Origin of the sequence: Xanthomonas euvesicatoria (genome assembly GCF_013112235.1) — a bacterium.
Taxonomy (GTDB): domain Bacteria; phylum Pseudomonadota; class Gammaproteobacteria; order Xanthomonadales; family Xanthomonadaceae; genus Xanthomonas; species Xanthomonas euvesicatoria.
In genome coordinates, this window is the sequence record NZ_JABFFS010000001.1 from 798,695 (window position 1) to 819,597 (window position 20,903).

16 protein-coding genes are annotated in these 20,903 nt (G+C 65.6%); 5 read left to right on the forward strand and 11 right to left on the reverse strand.

The features are described from left to right. Nucleotides 1-40 precede the first annotated feature (40 nt). From HLH45_RS03440 to ecfK, 6 genes are all read right to left on the reverse strand, one after another. A complete protein-coding gene (locus tag HLH45_RS03440) occupies nt 41-589 on the reverse strand; it encodes a DUF6931 family protein (RefSeq protein WP_008573306.1) in 549 nt (182 codons plus the stop codon). Next, the gene (locus tag HLH45_RS03445; RefSeq protein WP_008573304.1) at nt 586-2,553 is read right to left on the reverse strand and encodes a type VI secretion system Vgr family protein; all 1,968 of its coding nucleotides are present in this window, start codon (nt 2,551-2,553) and stop codon (nt 586-588) included. Before HLH45_RS03445 ends, HLH45_RS03440 begins: the two co-directional genes overlap by 4 nt. A 149-nt stretch (nt 2,554-2,702) precedes the next feature. Beyond that, on the reverse strand, nt 2,703-4,034 hold the full coding sequence (locus tag HLH45_RS03450) for a tetratricopeptide repeat protein (RefSeq protein ID WP_033478723.1): 1,332 nt from the start codon (nt 4,032-4,034) through the stop codon (nt 2,703-2,705). 232 nt (nt 4,035-4,266) lie between these two features. Then, nucleotides 4,267-4,581, reverse strand: a complete 315-nt coding sequence (locus HLH45_RS03455) for a PAAR domain-containing contractile injection system baseplate protein (protein WP_014091406.1) — start codon at nt 4,579-4,581, stop codon at nt 4,267-4,269. 43 nt (nt 4,582-4,624) lie between these two features. Then, on the reverse strand, nt 4,625-7,144 hold the full coding sequence (locus HLH45_RS03460; protein WP_008573299.1) for a serine/threonine-protein kinase: 2,520 nt from the start codon (nt 7,142-7,144) through the stop codon (nt 4,625-4,627). Beyond that, on the reverse strand, nt 7,123-7,662 hold the full coding sequence (gene ecfK / locus HLH45_RS03465) for an ECF-type sigma factor EcfK (protein WP_014091408.1): 540 nt from the start codon (nt 7,660-7,662) through the stop codon (nt 7,123-7,125). The genes HLH45_RS03460 and ecfK overlap by 22 nt, the downstream gene beginning before the upstream one ends. Before the next feature lie 350 nt (nt 7,663-8,012). Here ecfK and HLH45_RS03470 point away from each other — a divergent pair, with 350 nt between their 5' ends. The 5 genes from HLH45_RS03470 to HLH45_RS03490 all read left to right on the forward strand — a co-directional run bounded on the left by HLH45_RS03470 (nt 8,013) and on the right by HLH45_RS03490 (nt 15,742). Further along, nucleotides 8,013-8,540 (forward strand): RNA polymerase sigma factor, encoded by a 528-nt coding sequence (locus tag HLH45_RS03470; protein WP_014091409.1) that lies wholly within the window; start codon nt 8,013-8,015, stop codon nt 8,538-8,540. Continuing rightward, entirely contained in the window at nt 8,531-9,607 is a 1,077-nt protein-coding gene (locus HLH45_RS03475) for a FecR family protein (RefSeq protein ID WP_008573293.1), read from the forward strand. Before HLH45_RS03470 ends, HLH45_RS03475 begins: the two co-directional genes overlap by 10 nt. Nucleotides 9,608-10,068: 461 nt before the next feature. Beyond that, nucleotides 10,069-12,960 (forward strand): TonB-dependent receptor, encoded by a 2,892-nt coding sequence (locus tag HLH45_RS03480; protein ID WP_008573291.1) that lies wholly within the window; start codon nt 10,069-10,071, stop codon nt 12,958-12,960. A gap of 103 nt (nt 12,961-13,063) precedes the next feature. Then, nucleotides 13,064-14,365 carry a histidine-type phosphatase gene (locus HLH45_RS03485; protein ID WP_008573289.1) on the forward strand — a complete coding sequence of 434 codons (1,302 nt, stop codon included), beginning with the start codon at nt 13,064-13,066 and terminating at the stop codon, nt 14,363-14,365. 72 nt (nt 14,366-14,437) lie between these two features. Beyond that, the gene (locus tag HLH45_RS03490; RefSeq protein ID WP_008573286.1) at nt 14,438-15,742 is read left to right on the forward strand and encodes a jacalin-like lectin; all 1,305 of its coding nucleotides are present in this window, start codon (nt 14,438-14,440) and stop codon (nt 15,740-15,742) included. Between the two features lie 619 nt (nt 15,743-16,361). Here the strand turns inward: HLH45_RS03490 and HLH45_RS03495 are convergent. The 5 genes from HLH45_RS03495 to HLH45_RS03520 form a co-directional block, all read right to left on the reverse strand. Next, the gene (locus tag HLH45_RS03495; RefSeq protein ID WP_077708919.1) at nt 16,362-17,096 is read right to left on the reverse strand and encodes a hypothetical protein; all 735 of its coding nucleotides are present in this window, start codon (nt 17,094-17,096) and stop codon (nt 16,362-16,364) included. Nucleotides 17,097-17,156: 60 nt separating this feature from the next. After that, entirely contained in the window at nt 17,157-17,816 is a 660-nt protein-coding gene (locus tag HLH45_RS03500; protein ID WP_008573281.1) for a CPBP family intramembrane glutamic endopeptidase, read from the reverse strand. Between the two features lie 51 nt (nt 17,817-17,867). Beyond that, nucleotides 17,868-18,257 carry a DUF4124 domain-containing protein gene (locus tag HLH45_RS03505; protein ID WP_008573278.1) on the reverse strand — a complete coding sequence of 130 codons (390 nt, stop codon included), beginning with the start codon at nt 18,255-18,257 and terminating at the stop codon, nt 17,868-17,870. Nucleotides 18,258-18,720: 463 nt separating this feature from the next. After that, entirely contained in the window at nt 18,721-19,476 is a 756-nt protein-coding gene (locus HLH45_RS03510) for an endonuclease/exonuclease/phosphatase family protein (protein ID WP_033478722.1), read from the reverse strand. A gap of 515 nt (nt 19,477-19,991) precedes the next feature. Next, the gene (locus HLH45_RS03520; RefSeq protein ID WP_008573276.1) at nt 19,992-20,873 is read right to left on the reverse strand and encodes a LirA/MavJ family T4SS effector; all 882 of its coding nucleotides are present in this window, start codon (nt 20,871-20,873) and stop codon (nt 19,992-19,994) included. Nucleotides 20,874-20,903 lie beyond the last annotated feature (30 nt).

Consider the following 20,903-nt stretch of genomic DNA (forward strand, 5'->3'; position numbering starts at 1 on the left):
TGTGCCGCGCGCGGATCGCCACTCCGACAATTAGTCAACTTCATGGCGCCCCCACACTGGTCAGCAACTCCATGGCATGCGCTGCATAGCCGCTGCGCCGCGCCTCCAGTTGCGCCGGCTCACGCGCGGCCAGCAAGGTGATGGCCGCGGCCACCGCGCGCGCCGTGAGATGGTCGGCCGGCGGCACCGGCGTGGTCTGTTGCGGCGGCGCCAGGCTGCCGCCGGACCAGGCCACTGCCGCAGCCAGCCACGCGCCCAGCGAGACATAATCGCCGGCATGCGCAAATGCCTGCGCGGCGCGACGATGCGCCTCGCTGGGCTCGCGCACCCACTTCTCGGCCAGTGCCGCGCCGGCGCGGTCTTCCTCGTCCAGGGTTTCGCCGCGCACGCATTGGCACAGCCAGGCCACCGCGTAGCGCTTGGGCAGCAGGCGCGCGAGCAGCTTGATGGCATCTTCGCCATGACCGCTGGCCAGCAGCGCGCTGACCGCCGCCTGCGGCGTGATCGGCGTACTAAGCTGTGCGCAGGCCGGCGCAGACAGCTGCATCTGCGCACAGGCCTGCGCCAGCGAGAGCGTGGGCGCGCTCATCCGATCATGATCAGGCCGCCGCCGACCTGCACCAAGGCGTCGGCCTTGATGCTGACCAGCGGGCCCTTGAGCGTGGCCGAGGCACCGGCTTCGGCGCTGAGCATGCCGCCGGAGGTCAGTTTGAGCGTGGCATCGCCAGCCACCTCGGTGGCCGGCGATTTGGCCTGCAGCTGTGCATTGGCCAACAGCTTGATGGCGGTGGAGGTGATCTTGGCCTCCGAGCTGGCATCGACCAGGATCTTGATGCCGCTTAACACGATCTCGCCGTTGTGTTTCATCACCAGCCGCGCGCTGCCGGTCACCAACTCGATCTCTTCGCCGGCTTTCAGCAGCAGCTTCTTGCCGACCTCCACGCTGTCGTTGTTGTCGATCCGCGCACGACGGTCGTGCTTGACCGCCAGTACCCGATCGTTGTCGATGGTACTGGTGTGGTCGTGCTGCACCTCTTCGCGCAAATCGCGCTGCGCGCGCAGGTAGAGTTCTTCCGCGCCGGCCTTGTCGTCGAAACGCAACTCGTTGAAATCGGCAGCGCCGCCCAGCAGGCTGCGGCTGCGCACGCCGCTTTGGGTCTTGTTATCGGGCAAGGAAAACGGCGGCGCATGGTCGCCGTTGTAGACGCTGCCCACGATCAACGGGCGGTCCGGGTCGCCTTCCAGAAAGCTCACCACCACTTCCTGCCCCACGCGCGGCAGGCTCATTGCGCCCCAGCCCTTGCCCGCCCACATCGAAGCCACACGCACCCAGCACGACGGCGCGGCATGCGGGCGTGCCGCAGTGGCCCAGTGAAAGGTCACCTGCACGCGGCCATGCGCATCCACCGCAATGTCCTCGTCGGTGTCGCCGGTCACCACCGCCGTCTGCAGGCCGGCAATGGTTGGCGTTGCGGTGCGTTGCAGGCTACGGAACGGCAGCCGGCTTTCCATCACCTGCACGCTGCTGGAAAACGGCGGCTCGCCGCTGCCGTGTTCGGGCGCGGCCAGCGTGGTGTGCGCCGACAGCACCAGATATTCCTGATTGAGTTCGGCGCGCGGAAACCCGCGCAAGCGAAACAAGGCACCGACCATCAGGCCGCAGGCATTGGTGGTGGCTGCATGGCTGGCGCGCTGCACGTTGTGCGCCTCGGTGCGTACCTGCATGTAGCGACGACCGTCGGCCTGCACGGTATGCGCGCCGGGGTAGTCGAAGGCAATCAGACCATCGACGGTGTGCAACTGTTCGCCGCCGGCATCGGCATCGGCGGCCAGCGATGCACGCGGCTGCAGCGGGTCGTAGTCGGTGCTGCCATGCTGGCTGGAATGCACGCCGCGCGCACTGCGCCAATGGCTCACCACCGAGCGCATCAGGCGCCGGTCATCGGTTCCCGGCGGCACATAGGGCAGGCTGTCCACGCCGTTTTTCGTTGCATGCGCACCCAGTGCATCGGCCAGCACCAACGTATGCGCACTGCGGGTATGGGTGAAGTAGTAGTAGATGCCTTCGCGTTCCAGCAGCCGGCTGATGAAGCTGAAATCGTCCTCGCGGTATTGCACGCAGTAGGTGCGCTTGGCGTACTGCGCGCTCAACTGCTGCTGCACATCGCCGTAGCCGATCTCGCCCAGCACGCTGGTGACGATCTCCGGCACGCTCATGTCCTGATAGATGCGGCAATCGCGGCGCTGGGTCAGCAGCCAGGGTTTGGGCACCACCTGCAGTTCAAGCACGGCGTAATCGAGCGCATCGACCACGGCGTAGCCGTTGTGCGCGCAACTGGCCACCATGCCGTGATACCAGCGCTGTTCGCCCTCGCCATCGGCCAGTTGCACCGCCACTGGCGTGCCAAGCAGATCACGCAGGTTGGGCTGCAGTTCGGTGCACAACGCATCGATGCGGTAGTCGAACAGCTGCCCCAACGCTTCGCTGGCCTGCATGCGATGCAGCAGCAGGCGCTCGCCAAGGTCGGAGTGCAGCGTGATGGTGCGCGGCATCGAAGCATCCACAGGTGATGGGGCAACGCACGTTGCGCTGACCGACGGCGCCGCGTTGCGCCCGCGCGTGCAACGGCAGGCGGCTAAAGGCACGGCAACTGTCACGCGCATGCTCACATGCGTGCGTGCAGCAAAGCCGACATTTCGTCTCATGCTGGCCCAGGCGTGCGCGCGGTCACGACCCAGCCATGCACCGGCTGGCCGCGTTCGCTGCGCAGCACGTCCAATTCCAACCCAATCGGCTGCAAACCGGCGCCTTGCAATGCGGCGCGCACGTGCGCATGGCTGTGCCGATAGCGCCCGCTGGCATCGAGTTCCACCCGGTCGTCCGGCTCGTCCAGCGCTTCGACCGTGAAACCCAGCACGCCCCCTGGCGTGAGCGCGCCGGCAGCGGCAGCGAGCACCGGCTGCAGCGCGCCGAAGTACACCAAGGTGTCGGCCGAGCCAATCACATCCCACTGCGCGTGCTGCGCGTGCAGGTACGCGGTGAGTTCGGCCACGTCGAGCCGATCATAGCCACCGCGTTGGCGTGCCTTGGCGACCATGCCAGGCGACAGGTCCACGCCCACCAGTTGACGTGCATACGGGCGCCACAGCGGCGCACACAGCCCGGTCCCGCAGCCGGCATCGAGCATGCGCAGGCCCGCATGCGGCGGCGCAAGGCAGGCCGCCAGTGCCTCGGTCAGCCGTTGCGGCGCGCGGTACTCCAGGTGATGCAGCAACTGTTCGTCGAAACTGTCGGCAAAGCCATCGAACAGTTCACGCACATAGGTATCGCCGGCACGCGGCGGCGGTTCGGCGCCGCCACAGGCCGCCAGCATATGCGTTGCCACCGGGTTGCCCGGCTCAAGCGCCAGCCAGTCGCGATACACCGTTTGCGCCTGCGCATGCTCGCCCAACAGGTAGAGCCCGGTACCCAGCGCCTCGCGGGCGTGCAGGTGGTCCGGTGCCAGCGTGCAGGCCTGCTGCAGGCACTGCACCGATTGCTGCAGATGCTCGGCGGCCTGCGCGTTGTTGCGCAGGAACAGGCCGAGCAGGTAATGCGCATGCGCGGACTGCGGATAGGTGTGCAACAGCGCCGCGTAGGTGACGAAGGCTTCTTCGCTGCGCCGCTGCGCTTCCAGCACCGCTGCCAGATTCGCCAGTGCATCGGCATGTGCAGGCGCCAGCGCCAGTGCGCGGCGATAGCAGTGTTCGGCATCGCGCAGGCGGCCGCATTCGCGGTGCACGTTGCCCAGGTTGTTGCAGGCATCCGGTTGCGCGGGCGCCAGCGTCAACGCCTGGGTGATGGAGGCCACCGCCGCGGCGCTGTTGCCGCGCTGATGCAACAGGATGCCCTGGTAATGCAGCGCGTCGGCATGCGCGGGCTGATCGTCCAGCAGCTGCGTGTACAGCTGCGCGGCATGTTCGAGTTGGCCACTGCGGTGCGCGGCGATCGCCTGCTGCAGTGGCTCGGTATGTGGCTGGGGCGCAGTTTGCATGAGCTTCTCCAAGGACACGGCAACCGGTGGTGCGGGTACGAATGTGAGCGCGCAGGGGCAGGGCGTCATGTCTGCAACGAGCCGCCAACACCCCGACCGTGGTGCCGATGCGCCCGGGCGGCCACCGCCTGGCATCGCCGCGGGCGCCGGCAGGCTCGAGTACCGGCGCATGCGCGCCATGGGCAGACAACTGGCGGCGGCCTGCCACCGGCCACCAGCCGCCACGCAGTACTCACCCGATCAGCACGGTGAAGCAGCCCAGGGTGATCACCCCGCCATGCGCGGTGCTGTCGCCCAGTCGCGCGGCCGGCTGGCCTGCGATCAACACGGTCGGTGCGCCGGCCACGATGCTGTCCGGCGGGCCGACGCATACGGCCATGTCGCCCAGCCGCGCCGCCGGCAGGCCGCCGATCAATACCGTTGGCGCGCCGGGGCTGACGATCGGCCCGCCCACATGCGGCACCACCCCGGTCACCATGGGGCAGACATGCAAATCGGTCAGGCGCGCGGCAGGTTGCATCGGCACGCTTCGGTCGTGGCCATGCACGGCACTATCCCGCCAGGCCGCAGCGGTCACCCGACAATTCGTCTCAGCGCTGCGCCACCGAGGTGGTGGTCTGTGCCTCGCTGGTATCCACCGGCGGCGTCGCCAACGCCAGGGTCTGGCGCGCCGCGCGCAGGGGCTGGTCTGCATTGCCGAAAATGCCGGTAAGAATCTGCAAGGCCTGCTGCGCGTGGTCGCGCGCCGCCACGGTCTGGCCCAGCCTGCGCTCGGCTTCGGACATGCCGCGCAGGATCTCGGCCGTTTGCGGATGCGCGCGCCCCAGCACACGCTCCGAGGCAGCAAGCGCGGCGCGCTGTTCGGCCAGCGATGCTTCCACCTGGCCGTCGTCCAGCAGCCAGAACGCATGGTTGCTGCGATAGGCGATGGTGGCCGGTGCATCGTTGCCGAAGGCCGCGCGTGCGCGCTCCAGCGTCCTGCGGTAGTACGGCCCGGCTTCGGCCAGCTTGCCCTGCTGGCGCAACGCGCCGGCCAGGTTGCCTTCGACCATCAAGGTGTCGGCGGCACTCTCGCCATACAACGCGCGTGCGACCTGCAGCAGCGGGACGAGTTCGGCTTCGGCACCGGCAAAGTCGCGCTGCATCAGCAGGAACACTGCCAGGCTGTTGCGCATCGACACCACCAATGGATGCTCGGGCCCGTGCATGGCCATGCGCTCGCGCAACAGGCTGCGCTGCAAGGCGATCGCCGGTACCAGCTGGCCGTTATCGGCCAGCATGGCGGCGTAGCTGTTGCCGGCGTCGATACGCTGGTCCGCGCTGCTGGAGGCATTGGCCAGCGCGGCGACATAGGCATGCCGGCTCTCTGCCAACGCATCGCGCATGCGGCCCTGTTCGCGCAGGGCCCACGCCAACCAGGCACGCAGCTCGTTGCCCATGGCCTGCTGTTGCGCATCGCCGCGTGCTGCCTGCGCAATGCCCTGGCGCAAGACGCGCTCGGCGTCGCCTGGTTTGCCGTCGCCAGTGAGCGCCTGGCCCAGCATGGACGTGGCCTTCAAGGCCGGCAGGCTGCCCGCACCGGCAGTCTGCTGCGCCAGGGTCTGTGCGATGCGCAGATGCTCCACGGCCTGCGCAAAATTGGCCAGCGCAATGAGCGTGCGGCCCAGCGTCAGTTCCACCTGGGTGCGCGCATCGGGCTGGTCGGCCAATTCGCGCGCCGCACGCTGCGAGGCCTGCTGCAGCACGCGCAGCATCAGGGTCTTGTCCAGGTCGCGCGCCACGCCAGGGTCCACGCTGGACAACACCGAACTCATGAAATCGCCGGTGACCTGCGCACGTTGCGCATCGCGCGCGGCCTGCTGCAGCGACCACAGCGTGGCCCCCAGCCCGGCGACCACGGCAATCGCAGCGAGGCCGGCGGCGGCGACGCCGCTGCGATGGCGCTGGGTGAACTTGCGCAGCCGCAGCCAGCGGCTCGCCTGCAGGGCGCGCGGCGGGTAGCCGTCCAGCCAGCGATGCAGATCGTCCAGCAATGCGGACACCGATGCGTAGCGCGCGCCCGGCTGCGGCTCCAGCGCGCGCAATACGATCGCATCCAGCCCGTCGCGCAGGTGCTCGTGTAGTTTCTGGTAGGTGGTCGCGCGCGCCGCGCAGATGCGTGCACGCGCATCGGCCGGCACTGTTGCCAGCCGCTGCGACGGCGGCTGCGGCACCCCGTCGCGCCCGGCCACCGGCGCCAGCCCGCAACTCAATTCGTAGAACATCGCTCCCAAGGCATAGATATCGCTGCGTGCATCCACATCCGGCGCGCCGCGTGCCTGCTCCGGGCTCATGTAACCCGGCGTGCCGCGATCGTGCGCGTAGGTCATCCCCGGGTTGGTCGCATCGATGGCGATGCCGAAGTCGATCACCCCTGGCATCGGCCGCCCGTCGATCTCGCTGACCAGTACGTTGCTGGGTTTGAGGTCGCGATGGATCACGCCCTTCTGATGCGCGTGCTGGACCGCCTCGCTGACACGCAGCATCAGCAACACGCGCGCATGCAGCGACAGGCGGTGTTGGTCGCACCACCAGGTGATCGGCTCGCCGCGCAGGTATTCCATCACCAGGTACGGCTGGCCGTGGGCATCGGTGCCCACGTCGTGGATCTGCGCGATCGCCGGGTGCACCATCTGCGCCAGCAGCCGGCACTCGAATTCGAACAGTGCACGGCCCTGCGCATCCAGCGCATCGGCGGCCACCAGCTTGATCGCCACCTCGCGCTCGTACGCGCCATCGGCACGGTGGCCCAGATACACCTGGCCCATGCCGCCGGCGCCGATCAGGCGATCGATCGCCCAGGCACCGAAGCGCGTGCCGGCCGGCAGTTCCGGTAACGGCGCACGCAATGCGGCGGCGGCCTGTTTCAACGGCGCCCGCACGCGCAAGGTGGCCTGCGATTCCACTGCCAGCATCGCCAGCAATTGGTCGCGCACGCTGGCGTCGTCGCCGGCCTGCGCGCGCGCAAATGCCTCGCGCTCGGCGGCAGGCAACTGGCAGGCCTGATGAAACAAGGCTTCCAGACGTTGCCACGCGGTGGCGGCCAGGCTCACAGCTGCGCCGCCAGCCACACCCTGGCAAAGCGCAGATCGCGCTCCAGCGTCGGCACCGACACCTCCAGCTGTTCGGCGGCCTCGGCCACGCTGAAGCCCACCAGCTCGGTCAATGCGAATGCACGGGCCTTGCGCTCGTCCACCTGGGCCAGCTTGTCGAAGGCATCGGCCACCAGCGTCAATGCCTCCGGCCGTGCGGCGCCGTCGGACAGGCTGAGGGTCAGCGTCACCGCCTGCCCCAACCGCTTGGCGCTGGCCTGCTGGCGCGCCAGGTCCACCAACAGGTGGCGCATCTGCAGCGCAGCCACCGAATAGAAGTGCGCCCGCGAACGAAAACCCTGCTGGCCCTGTTCCAGCCGCATCCACGCCTCGTGCACCAGCTCGGTCGCCTGCAAGCCAGCGCGCCCGTCGCGACGCAGCTCGCGCATGGCGGTGGCGCGCAGCACGTCATAGACCTGACGCGCCAAGGCGTCGCCCGCGCCGGGTTCGTCGCGCTGCCAGGCCTGCAACAACTCGGTGATCGGCAGCTCGGACATCCAAGCCCATCTCGCCTGCGTGGACACGCAGTATCCCGCATTGGCACCGACGCGGAACACGCCGCCGATAATCAATCGGCCCCCGATCACCGTGCCCCGACAGCGCGGAGCAGCCCAGTCAGGTAGCGAGGGTGCCGCCGGCAGCCGGGTCCGCCTCAGGTACGCCCAGCCTGTCCCCGGCAGGGCGCGGTCCCAGGACGCGGCGGTCTCGGGTCGCGGCGGCTGCATGGGCAGGCATGGGCCTGGTGCCGGTCGTGCGTGCCCGCCGCCACGTCATCGGCAGCCAACGCGTCACCGCCACGTCATACGACGCCGCTAGCCTGCGCCCCTGCAATCGGCCGGAGGTCGGGGTGTCGGCACATCCAAAGCGCGCCTGGGCACGTCTGTTCACCGAACATGGCCCGGTGCTGCGCGGCTTCTTCGTGCGCCGCGGGGCCAACGAGGACGCCGAAGACCTGGTCCAGGAAACCTATCTGCGCCTGCTGCGTGCGCATCAGCAGCCGGGCCAGGCCATCGCCAACCCGGAAGCGTATCTGTACACGGTGGCGGTCAATCTGGCGCGCGAGCAGGCGGTGCGGCGCAAGCAGGCGCCGCTGCGTATCGAGGACATGGAACAGTTCGCGCAACGGCTGGTGGCCGGTGACGATGTCGAAGACAGCGCCCAACGGCAACAGCGCCAGCAACGCCTGCAGACCGTGCTGGCCGGGCTGCCCGAACGCGTGCGCGCGGTGCTGGTGATGCAGTATCGCGATGGCCTCAGCTACAAACAGATCGCCGAACGCCTGGGTGTGTCTTCGCACATGGTCAAGAAATACGTGGTGCGTGGCCTGTCGGCCTGTCGACAGGCCTTGGCCGACGAGGGAGCGCAATGGTGGTGAGCGTCGCGTCGCTGGCGGCGCGCCGCCTGACCGAGGAAGCGGCGCACTGGCATGCGCTGCAACGCATGCAGCCGCTGGATGCCGACCAGCAGGCGCGTTTCATGGATTGGCTGACCGCCTCGCCGGCGCATGTGCGCGAATACCTGGCAGTGACGCAGGTGGCCGGTGCGCTCGGTGAGGCGTTGGATGCGATGGCGCTGGATGTCGACGCGCTGCTGCAGGCCGACCGCCGACACGACACCGGGATGGCGCGCAACGTGATCGCACTGCCGTTGCCGCCACGGCATCCCGTCGCTGCAAGGGGAACCGCTCGCTCGCAGTCGGCGGCACGCCGGCCGCACTGGCATGTCGGTCTGGCCGCCATGCTCGGTCTGCTGACGGTGCTCGGCAGCTGGGCCTGGCCGCACACCTCGACCTATGCGACGGCGCATGGCGAACAACGCCGCGTGCAACTGTCCGACCGCAGCGTGGTGTTCCTCAATGCGGACACGCGCATCCAGGCCACCATGACGCCGTGGTCGCGCCGCCTGCAGTTGCTGCAGGGCCAGGCCAGCTTCGCTGTCGCAGCGGACCGGCGCCCGCTGCAGGTCCGGGCACTGGACCTGCGCGTGGAAGACATCGGCACCGCGTTCGACATTGCGCTGCATGGGCAGCAGGCACGCATCGACGTGTCTGCCGGTCGCGTGCATGTCTGGCGTGCCGACCGCCCGGCGCAGCCGATGCTGGCCAATCTTGGCGCAGGACAAAGCGCGCGCATCGACGAGGCCGGCCAGCTCGCATTGAGCAATGAAGATGTCGCCACCATGCATGCATGGCAGCAGCAGCGCATCGTGTTTCGCGACGAGCCGTTGCGCAACGTGGCCGAAGACTTCAATCGCCTCAATCGCATCCAGCTGCACATCGACGATGCGCGCGCCGGCGCAATGCGCCTGACCGGCAATCTGCGTAGCGACGATCTCGCCGGCCTGCGCGCGTTTCTTGCACGGCAGCCCGGCCTGCGGCTCGAACAACACGCCGATGCGCTGCACATCGTCGGCGGTGCACCACCGGCGACTACCGACCGGTAGCGCACGCGGCCGACGCGACCGACACGCTGGCGCTAACGTGCGCGCAGAAATCGCACGGCAGGCACCACGGCATTGCCCGGCGTGTGCTTGCCATTGGCCGACACGCCGCGGTGTCGCACGGCCATGCCTGTTTGCATCGGGTATTGGCACCGACGCATCTGCGCAGCGAATGGCTGGCATCCGGATCGGCGTATTCGATCTAGGCGCACGCGTTACGCCGCATGGTGCCGCGTAACGCAACGATCGACGCGATCGGCGATCGGAGGGGCAACGTGCTTTTTCCCGCGCACCACCGGTCTGCGCGCAGCCACGGCACGCGCACGCCATCGCCCTTGCACGTGTCACAGAAAATTCATCGAAAAACGGTGCCCGACTCGGATCGTCGCACCTCGTAGAGGGGGTAGTCGCCGCAGCGATCCGCGTGGATCGGTGCGACGCCCCTCTCCCTCTGCCTGGAAGTGATGATGCGCTGCTGCCTGTTCCTGTCCGTTGCCCTCGCCCTGCATGCCGGCGCTGCCGGCGCCCAGACGCCACCCGTCGCAGTCGACGCCATTCCCGCACAACCGCTGGCGCGCGCGCTCAATACGCTGTCGCGCCAGACCGGCCTGCAGTTCGTCTATGCGGCCAGCGTTGGCGCCGAGCAACAGAGTCGCGGCACCAGCGCCGGCGCCGCGCCAGAGCAGGCCTTGCAGCAACTGCTGCAAGGCACCGGATTGCGCTATCGCTACCTGACGCCGACCACGGTGACCATCGAGCCGGCCGAGACGGTGAGCGATGCGCCCGCGGCAACGCCGCCTGCCGCAGCCACCACCGCCACCCCGGCCGCCGCCGGCGCACCGGTGCGCGAACTGGACAGCATCCAGGTGCTAGGCAGCTATGCCGGCAGTCTCAGTGCCGCGCTGCGCGAGAAGCGCTATGCCGACAGCGTGGTGGACGTGATCGCCGCCGAAGACATCGGCAAGCTGCCGGCGCAGAACGTGGCCGAAGCCTTGCAGCGCGTGCCAGGCGTGTCGATCGTGCGCGACCGCGGCGAAGGCGTGTACGTGCGCGTGCGCGGCCTGGGCCCCAACTTCCAGGTGACCACGCTCAACGGCCAGACCATGGCGGTCAACGAGAACGTGCGCACTTCCGGCCAGACCGGCCGCCAGTTTCGCTACGACACCTTGCCGGCGGAACTGGTCTCCGGCCTGGACGTGATCAAGAGCCCCACCGCCGATCTGGATGAAGGCGCCATCGGCGGCATCGTCAATGTGCGCACCTTCCGCCCGCTGGAATTGGGCAAGACCTTGCTCAACACCTCGCTGGAATCCAGCCAGGCGCAACGCACGCATGCCAACGACCCGCGCGTGTCCGGCCTGTTCAACTGGGTCAATACCGAGGGCACCTTCGGCATGCTGGTGTCCGGTGCGTATGCCCAGCGCAGCCTGCGCCAGGACCGCGTCAACGAAGTGAGCTGGGATTACTACCCCAATGGCGTGCCGGGTGCGCCGGGTGCGTCCTACCTGCCCACCGGCCTGCGCCCGACGCTGGAACTGGAACAGCGCGAGCGCACCGGCGTGGCCGCCTCGCTGCAATGGCGCCCCAGTGCTGCCTGGGAAACCAATCTGGACCTGCTGTATGCCAAGCAGACGGTGCACTACGACGAATACAGCCTGGGCGTGGGCTTCGACGGTGTGTCCAAGATGAGCAACCTGCAGGTGGACCACGGCGGCGTGACCGGCTTCGACTATCGCAATGGCCAGGTGCAGGTGTCGCGCGAAACCTCCGGCATCACCGACGACAACCGCAGCGCACGCCTGTCCAGCACCTGGAATGGCGATCTGTGGACACTCGGTGCGGTGGCATTCCATTCGCAGGCACACAGCTACGACTCCGACCCGATCCGCCGCACGCGCCTGCGCAGCGCCAGCAACCTGTCGATGCGCGTGGAGATGCCGCAGGCCGACGACGACAACGTACCGAACTGGAGCTTCACCAATGGCTTTGATCCGACCAACCCGGCCAGCGTCAGCGGGCGCCGGCTGGAATGGCGGCAGATCGATGCGCGCGACAAGGAAGACGCACTGCAGCTGGACGCCAAGCGCACGCTCGGCGATGGCTGGCTGCGCGACATCAAGTTCGGCGCCAAGTATCGCGAGCGCTCGCGCACTTACGACCGTGCCGACCTGCTGCTCAACCGCATCGCCGGCGTACGTTTTCCGGGCAGCTATTTCACCGCGCTGCCCGTGAGCGACATGCTGGTCGACGGCAAGGGCACACTGCCGCGGCAGTGGCTGGCGCCGATCGAGGCGCCGTTCTGGGGCGACTGGCCCACCGCCACCGACCTCAGCGGCACGCCCAATAGTGCCGACCTGCAGAATTCCTACAAGGTGCGCGAGAAGATCGGCTCGGCATATGCGATGACCGACTTCGGCGGCGCGCTGGCCGGGCGCGATCTGCGCGGCAACCTGGGCGTGCGCTTGGTGCGCACCGAGCAGACCACCGATGGCCATGCCGATCTCGACGGCGCCGCCCAGCCAGTGCATTTCGAGCGCAGCTATACCAACGCGTTGCCCTCGTTCAACGCCGCCTGGGACGTGCGCGAGGACATGGTGCTGCGGACCTCCGCGGCCAAGGTGATCACTCGCCCGGATCTCACCGACCTCTCGTCCAAGCTCACCTTCAACTCCAGTGGCGAAGTGCTGACCGCCAGCGGCGGCAACCCGGCGCTACGGCCGTTCGAGGCCTGGCAGTACGATCTGACCTTCGAGTGGTACATCGACGGCACCTCGGCACTGACCGGCGGTGTGTTCTACAAGGACATCTCCAGTTTCATCCAGACCCAGCTGTCCTACCTGGATTACCAGGGCCAGACCTACCTGCTCTCGTCCAAGACCAACGGCAGCCAGGCCAGCGTCAAGGGCGTGGAGCTGGCCTACCAGCAGGTGTTCACCGGCCTGCCGGCGCCGCTGGACGGCTTGGGCATGCAGCTCAACTACACCTTCACCGACAGCCAGGCGACCTACCGCGACGGCACGCGCCGCTTCACCGACAGCCTGGAAGGCGTGGCCAGGAACACCTACAACGCCGTGCTGTTCTACGAGAAGGGCCCGCTGATGGCGCGCGCCAGCTACAGCTGGAGCGACAACATCGTCAACGCGGTGGGCACGGCCAATGTCGCCACGCTCAACAGCGATGCCTTCGGCAGCCTGGATGCGAACGTGGCCTGGAAGGTCAACGACACCCTGTCGGTGTTCGTCAACGCCATCAATCTCACCGGCCAGGTGCAGCGGCAATACGTCGGCGATCACCTGTTCGGCGGCTACACCGATTACGGCCGGACCTGGTCGCTGGGTCTGCGCGCGCGGTTCTAAGCGCGCCTGCATGCTTCGCTGGCGGTCGTCGCCCTCGCGCGCGGCCGTCACTGTGCTGCGCCGTTCTTTTCGCCCCACCGTTTCATTCGCACTGGATTTTCCGATGCTTCTGCGTTTCTGCCGCCGCGCCACCGCCCTGCTCGGGTTCGCGCTCGTACCGCTCTGCCCTGCCCACGCCACCGACGCGGCGCCCGACACGCTGGAAAAGGTGGTGATCCTCAAACGCCATGGCGTGCGTGCGGCGATGTCCAGCCCCGAACAGCTGGGCCGCTATTCGCTGCATCCATGGCCACATTTTGCCGTGCCGGCTGGTCATCTCACCGCCAACGGCGCGCAGCTGGAGCGCCTGTTCGGCGACTACTACCGCGCCCGCTACACCGCGCTTGGTCTGTTGAACGGTGATGGCTGCAACCAGGCCTATTACTGGGCAAACCGCACCCAACGCACCATTGCCTCGGCGCAAGCGTTGGCCAGCACGCTGACGCCTGGTTGTGCCAACCCGGTGCACGGCGTGCCGGCTGGCAGCTCCGATGTGTTGTTCGATGGCACCGCGGCGCTGCGTCGACCCGAAGCGCATGCGCGCATGCAGGCGGCCATCGCCGGCCGCATCGGCGGCGATGCGCAGGCCTGGAACACCGCCCAGGCCGATGCGATCGACACGCTTGAACACCTGCTGCTGCAATGCGCGCAACGCCCCTGCCCCGCCCAGGCCGCGCCTGGCAAGCTGCGCCTGACCACGGTACCGGCCGGGCTGGACGATGCCGGCCCGTCGATTCCCGGTATCGATGGACCTGCCGCAGCCGCCTCAGGCATCACCGAAAGCCTGCTGATGGGCTGGGCCGATGGACAGGACTTCGCTGCACTCGGTTGGCAAGGCCTGGACGAAGCAACGCTGCTGCGCGTGTTCGCCCCGCACCAGGCCGAATTCGCGCTGCGGTTGCGCACGCCCACTGTGGCCCGCCTGGCCAGCACGCCATTGGCCGCACGCTTGCTGGCAACCCTGCAGCAAGGTAGCGATGCAGCCTCCTCTGCCGACGCCATCGGCGGCGCTGCGCGCCTGGTGGTGGTGTCCGGCCACGACGGCACCCTGACCCTGCTGGCCGGCATGCTCGATCTGCACTGGCAGTTGCCCGGTTACCAACCGAACCAGACCGTACCCGGTGGCGCGCTGGTGTTCGAGCGCTGGCGGCGTGCCGACGGTGAGCGCGTCCTCCGCCTGCGCTACACCGCGCAGAGCCTGACGCAGCTGCGCGAACGCGTGCCATTGACGCTGCAGGCACCGCCGCCGAGCGCGGCCATCTTCATTCCCGGCTGCAGCACCGCCACGCCGGCGTACGACTGCCCACTGCCGCAGTTCGCCCGCATCGTCCAGGCCGCACTCGACCCGCTCGCCATGGACCACTGATCCCCCTCCACGCGACGCGCTGGGCCCAACGCGTCGCGTCCATCCGCTGTTCCCCAACCGCACGAGGTCATCATGCTTCAGCATCTGCGTTCTCTGCTCAGCGTCGGAATCGGTGTGACCCTGGCCTGCGCCGGTGTCGCCCACGCCCAATCCAGCGTCGGCGTCCTCGACGTGCTCACCTACAACGTCGCTGGCCTGCCGGAGGGCATCTCCAGCAGCAACCCCGCCACCAATACGCCGCTGCTGGCACCGAAACTGGCGCCGTATGCGCTGGTCCACGTGCAGGAAGACTTCAACTACCACGCGGCGCTCTACGCCGGCGACAACCATCCTTACCGCACGCCCACCAGTGGCGGCGCCGCCATCGGCGATGGCCTCAACACGCTGAGCAACTATCCCTTCAACGACTTCACCCGGGTCACATGGGACAAGTGCAACGGCACCGACTGCCTCACGCCGAAGGGCTTCAGCTACATGCAGCTGCGGCTGGACAACGGCGTGCTGCTGGACGTCTACAACGCCCATCCAAATGCCGGTACCGAAACTGCCGACCTGGCCGCCCGCCGCGCCAACATCAGCCAGTTGTCGCAATTCATCGGCACCTGGTCGGCCGGCAACGCGGTGTTGGTGATGATGGACTCCAACACCCGCTACACCCGCAGCGAAGACAACATCCGCGAACTGATCGCCAGCAACAACCTGATCGATCCGTGGGTGGAACTGATCAAGGGCACCGCCCCGGCCGCCGGCGCCGCGCCGCTGCTATGCGGCACGCCGCCGACCAACACCTGCGAGGTGGTGGACAAGATCCTGTACCGCGCCGCGCCGCAGCTGACCCTGGCCGCCAATCGCTACCAGCTCGACCCAGGCAATTTCTACGACAGCGCCGGCAAGCCGCTGTCGGATCATTATCCGCTGTACACGCAGTTCGGCTGGGCGGTGGGCACCGACGTGCGCACCAGCGACAGCTTCGGCGGACCGCATGGCGTACCGTTCAACGACGTGGCAGGCGGCGCGCACCAGCGCCAGCTGCGCAGTGTCACCCTGCGCGGTGCCGAACGCCTGGATGCAGTGGCCGCCAGCCTGGACAACGGCGCCACGCTCGCCCACGGCGGCAGCGGCGGCACCGCCACCACCCTGGCCCTGCGCAGCGGCGAAACGCTGACCGCGGCCACCGTCACGCTCGGTCAGTACAACGGCCGCACCCGGCTGTTCTCGCTCAGCCTGACCACCAACCAGGGCCGCAGCATCGCCGCCGGCACCCCGACCAGCGAGCGCTATACCCTCACCGCCCCCACCGGCTGGCATATCGCCGGCTTCACCGGCCGCGCCGGCGATGCCATCGACAAGCTTGGGGTGATCTACCGGAAGAATTGAGCGAACGGTTCTACCACTGCAACGGAGCGGCGTCGGTCTGGCGCCGCTTTTCTTGTCTGCGGCAATCACGACGAGGCTTCGGCCGGCATCCTCGCAGCGCGCGATGGCGTACTTCTGCAACGCTCCGCAATTGCGTACCGCCTAAAATCCCGTACTCCATGCGTGCACGGGCTTTCAACTTCGTGCAGTTCCGGCGCCACATCCAAGATCAAACAGCACCGCAGATGCCGGCGCTTTCGGGACAGATCCGCGCTGACGCTCGGCAGTAGTTACGCGGCAAGGTAACGGGTTTCAGCCGGTTGCGAAGATCGAGAATGGTGGTTCTGTCTGCAGCGGGCTCCAGGTCATCTCGCTAGGCAAGACGCTCTAGTGCGATCAGCCGCAGCGTTGCGGCGATGGACGATCGGGAACGGCATGACTGCGTATTGGCAAGAATCCAACGATGAACTCGATTGTCCATCCTTCGCGGGCTGAAGTGGCGATACTGTTATGAGTACCAGCGCGCGCGGCTGCAAGCGCCCACTCTCTTGCACATCACGTTGATCAACCACGAGCGACGCTCCGTGCGACGCCGCGCGCAAGGGCTTCCCTGCGTGCAGCAAGGCAAGCCATCTCCCATTCAACGCTTGGCCGCCTCGCAGAGCTTGCGATTGAACCAAGTGGACTTGGCGATGGGCAGGTACGCATCCCAGTCGCTTGGCGGTAGCATCGTGCTGTCCTTGTCCATCTCCGCCTGGAACGAGGCCTCGTCGCGGCTGCGACCGGCCATGGTCTGATCAAGCGCCTTCAGGCACTCCTGCGGACGGTTCAGGCGCAGCAGGGTGAGCGCGCGGTCGTTGGCGAAGCGGTCGCGATCGAGCCAGTTGAAAAACTCGCCGCACTCGCCCGCGAACGCCTGCATGCCGGCGAGTGCTTCGGCATAGCGCTTGCCGCGATAGTCGCGCAGGTACGCCTCACGTCGTCGGCTGCTGGCCGCGGAGGTGCAGCCGGCAGGCAACTTCAGATAGTCGCCTTCGAAGCTGGCGCGCATGCCGCAGTAGTCGCGGCAGCTGTCTTGCGTCAGTGCGGCGATGCTGAAGCCACCGGCCACCGGCTTGAACGCGAGCTTGCAAGGCGTGTCGCTGGCATCGCGCACTTCCGCCTTGTCGCCTTGCAGCGTGCCCTCCAGCGAACAGGTGTGGCCGTTGGCGCCCACGGCGAGAATCTCGAAGTGGCGCGCCCCACCCTTGTCGCTGACCTGCAGGCTGCCCCAACCTTGTTTGGTGCCGTATTCGCCGGGCATCGGGCCGGCCGCCATCGCGCCGAACGCCGCCAGCCACACCAGCATCCCGCTCCATCCATATCGCCGTGCCATTGCTTCGTCCTGTGTTCGGTTAAGCGTCAAGTGTGCGGCATCGCGGCTACGCCAGGCCACTCAGGTGTAGGCCATCAAGCCCAGCAAATCCAGCGCGCCATGCGCCAGGATCGCCGGCCACAGCCGCCCGCGTCGGGCCACCCACCAGCCCAGGATCAACCCGAACATCAAGATATTGATGGCACCAATCGGACCCTGATACAGGTGATACGAGGCGCGGACCGCCACGCTGACATTCACCGCAACTGCAGGGCCATAGCGCGGCTCCAGCGCGCGGATCACGTAACCGCACACAAATACTTCCTCGAAGATCGGATTGATCAGCGAGATCGCCAGCACAGCCGCGATCGACAGCCGCCCGGCGACCATCGCATCGAATGGATTCGTGTTGCTCCCCGAGCTCCAGTTCAACAGCGTCAGTGGATAGGTGAGCAACAGACACACCGCCAGCAAGCCGAGTCCCGCCGCCAAGTCGCGTAGTTGCCACTGCAGCCCCAGCGACTGCGGCCTCCATCCGCGGAACCACAGCACTGGCAGCAGGATCGCCAGAACGAGCAGTTCGTAGAACACCATGCCCCACAGGCTAGCGTCGGAGAAGACCGGCTCTATGGCATCGCGCGCCACCGCCGAAAGGCTGGACCAGATCAGCAGACCGAAGGCGATCGTCACCACGATCAGCAACTCGCACCATTTGGAAAAAGCCCCTTCACGTCCTTGCATCGATCTTCCTTGCCGTGCCTTGATTGCAGATGCGCGACTTGAACACCCTTGCTAGCGACAGGCCTGCACGACCGCTCGCTCAAGAGCCTGCATGAAATCCGGATCGCCACGCATCGTAGTATCGGCGCGGGCGCTGTCGCGCACATGGGTGGCGCGCGTACACGCCTCCGGGCTCGGCTGGCGCTTGTAGCTGATCAGGCGTAAGCCCAGGTTTGACTCCTGGCCCGTGGCAGACGCCGTGTTCGGGCCTGCCTGCGTCGCCGCAACCGTTGCGGTCGGAGCCGGCCCGGCTTGCTTGTTCCAACGCTTCTGCTCGGCGCCGTCGGCGCACGGCGTGGACTGGTAAACGGTCCCCAGCTTTGCATCGCTGCACTTGTAGGCCGACTGCGCCGCTGCCGGTAACGACAATACGCACATCACCAGCGCAAGACTTATTTTCATTTACGCCTCCCCCCAAACGGCATAGCTTACCGATAGCGGAGAACGAAGCGTTGTCTCTTGGAGCACGCGTTCTCTTCTTCAGTGACGAAGACGGGTAAAGCGCGCCTGGCGGCTTGTTACAGACCGGCTTGGACCGGCTTGGACCGCCATGAACCCGGCACATTGCCGATGGCAGCGCCAAGCAGACGCACAGTGCTCGCTGACCGATGTCGCATGCAGCCCTTTTTTTTTGCGCCGGACACAACTCTGGCCGGCGATGGAAGTGCAAAGAACTGCAGTTTCCGCCGACGCGCAAGCACAGCGGCCATAGACGCATCTTTTTGCGGGCATTCAGCGGCTCGTCGGCATCTCAAGTCGCTGTTGTCGACCGATAGGTTAGCCTGGCCCGGTTACCCCGGCTTTGTGATACCAGTTACCTATTTTGCACTTTCGTTCGTTCCGGCACATTGCTGACAAATGGCTTTCAGAACGTCACAATGATTGGACAGTGATCTGATATGTCGTCGAGCGGGTTGATGCTTTTAGAAAAGTTGGCCACTGCGGGAGCAATATTAAGCACTTCAACATTGGTCGCAACATTGCTTCCGGAGATTGCATAATCGTACGTCTTGGAAACTCCAATCTTGGCGTTATGCGTGTCTCCATTAAAAGCAACATTGAAATAATTAAGATCGGAACCACTCTCTTGCATGGCGAGGATGAGACCTGCGGGCTCACAATTCAGATCTCCCATTAACACAAACGAGCCGTTGTGCAGCTGATGCAGTGCCTCGGCTACCCACCCAACTAAAAAGGCCGCCTTCCCGCTAGCGTTGGCATGGTAAACATACAAACTTATCCCGTTCAAAGCCCCCAGACACGCAACATGACGCTTGCTTTGCTTCGTGAATTCACCTCCGCCTTTTTTCCAAGGCGAAGTCCCGAAAACGTCCCTGAAGCTTGGAGGATTAAAGCGCATCAATACACTTTCATCGAGGTCATCATCGATAGCTGCATAGCCAAGCTGAGCCTTGGTCCCCTTTGCGGTCCGCTTAGCAGTGACTACTTGCTTGTTGATGGCCACACCTCCAAGCTCAAGGTCGCTTGTAACTTCACATAGGACAGCAAATTCTGCGTTGTGCAGATGGAAAGCCTCAGCGACAACTTGCTCCATTATTTTTTGCTTGCTGCCTGGCGTTCCAGTACCAAGCCGCTGGACATTCCAGAATAGGATCCTCATTGCAGGCACCCTGTCTTTAAAAAATTCGACTGATAGCAAAGCCACCGCCTTCTGCCACTGGTGTCAATCATCACAGTTCTCCAATCCGATTAGGCGTCACCAAATCCCGAAAATCTGGGGAAACAAAGAATTCGACAAAATCGCATCGATCATTCGTTCCGTTTCACTACCGCGGCAAACCGAATCATCACTAGTTCCATCAGCGCATCGTCATGCTTGAAAATAATCCTGTAACGCTCCTGGACCGGGAGACGGGGTCAGATTCACTTCTAAACCGAACCTGATCCGATTTTTTATTAAAGTGTTCCTAACGCTGTTCCTGAGCACGCTCGCGCTTGTTGCCGATGGCTTGGATCGTCGAGGAAGTGGCGGCGATGAAGAATGCAGCTTCGCAGTTCTGCAGTCTTCGTTTTTGCCTGCACCGGTCTAGCTCGGAATTCATATGCTCTGCGCTCCTTTTAGTTCTTATCGGGCATTACGGAAATCTTGGCCGCGCACCCGACAATTCCAAAAGTTCAGTTCTTCCTCGCCTCAATGACAGACTTGTAATAGATGTTTTCGCGCAGCTGGGTATAGGCCCGAATTTCTTCCCCGTCGTTTTTCCAGACCGTCCTGTTGATGTGGGGTGGCTTCATGTTGATGGTCCGCCCATTCGTGTAGTGTGCGTCTACGTAGGGTTCCTCCCCATTTTTCAAGCCCTTGTGCCGGCGAGCGTAGAGGAATTCCCCCAACCACGATTGAGTCGGGAGCAGCGTCCGCAGGCGTTCGGTAGCGATCTGCGGGCACCTGAATGTCTTAGCGTAGATGTTCTGTCGATAGTCCTCCGCACCGTCGAAGCAGTCCACCAGGAAATTCCACATATAGGCTCGCTGTGGCCCGCCTTGTGCGAGAAACGTCCGGGTGGAACGGTACTGGACTGACTTGGCGTAGTAAACGGCCGCCACCTCGCCGAATCGCTGGACCAGCAGAAGCCACTGTATCGCGTGCGTGAACTCGCCATGGGCGCGGGTGAAAAGGTCGCGAAACATGATCTTCGCCCCCACTACATCGTTGAAATCAGCAGGGCTAATCTGGCCATTGAGAATGACCACTTTCCTACTGAACCCGTAATAGGATGCATATTTTCCAAGCGCACAGGAGAAGGCGCCGAGACGGCGATAATTGACGCCATCGCGCTGTACCTCACGGAACTTTGCGTATTCCGTGCCCAGCTCAAAGGACAGGTCCTTGACCGCCGACGCAAGCGCTTCGTTGTCGGAAAGGAAACTGGCCATGCGCGCGAAGACGAGCATGTCCCTCATCCGCTGCGTCGCTTCGATCTGGACACCATCGACAACCTGGAAATTCTCATCCAGGAACAACACCATTTCCAATTCCGATGCATCACTGATCTTCATCGAAGTCCTCTCTTTGGATTCTGTCCGTGC

Excerpts from the sequence above, each read along its gene's own strand:
- HLH45_RS03440 (WP_008573306.1), bottom strand. The coding sequence starts at position 589 with ATGAGCGCGCCCACGCTCTCGCTGGCGCAGGCCTGTGCGCAGATGCAG.
- HLH45_RS03445 (WP_008573304.1), bottom strand. The coding sequence starts at position 2,553 with ATGCCGCGCACCATCACGCTGCACTCCGACCTTGGCGAGCGCCTGCTG.
- HLH45_RS03450 (WP_033478723.1), bottom strand. The coding sequence starts at position 4,034 with ATGCAAACTGCGCCCCAGCCACATACCGAGCCACTGCAGCAGGCGATC.
- ecfK (WP_014091408.1), bottom strand. The coding sequence starts at position 7,662 with ATGTCCGAGCTGCCGATCACCGAGTTGTTGCAGGCCTGGCAGCGCGAC.
- HLH45_RS03475 (WP_008573293.1), top strand. The coding sequence starts at position 8,531 with ATGGTGGTGAGCGTCGCGTCGCTGGCGGCGCGCCGCCTGACCGAGGAA.
- HLH45_RS03480 (WP_008573291.1), top strand. The coding sequence starts at position 10,069 with ATGATGCGCTGCTGCCTGTTCCTGTCCGTTGCCCTCGCCCTGCATGCC.
- HLH45_RS03485 (WP_008573289.1), top strand. The coding sequence starts at position 13,064 with ATGCTTCTGCGTTTCTGCCGCCGCGCCACCGCCCTGCTCGGGTTCGCG.
- HLH45_RS03490 (WP_008573286.1), top strand. The coding sequence starts at position 14,438 with ATGCTTCAGCATCTGCGTTCTCTGCTCAGCGTCGGAATCGGTGTGACC.
- HLH45_RS03495 (WP_077708919.1), bottom strand. The coding sequence starts at position 17,096 with ATGGCACGGCGATATGGATGGAGCGGGATGCTGGTGTGGCTGGCGGCG.
- HLH45_RS03500 (WP_008573281.1), bottom strand. The coding sequence starts at position 17,816 with ATGCAAGGACGTGAAGGGGCTTTTTCCAAATGGTGCGAGTTGCTGATC.
- HLH45_RS03505 (WP_008573278.1), bottom strand. The coding sequence starts at position 18,257 with ATGAAAATAAGTCTTGCGCTGGTGATGTGCGTATTGTCGTTACCGGCA.
- HLH45_RS03510 (WP_033478722.1), bottom strand. The coding sequence starts at position 19,476 with ATGAGGATCCTATTCTGGAATGTCCAGCGGCTTGGTACTGGAACGCCA.
- HLH45_RS03520 (WP_008573276.1), bottom strand. The coding sequence starts at position 20,873 with ATGAAGATCAGTGATGCATCGGAATTGGAAATGGTGTTGTTCCTGGAT.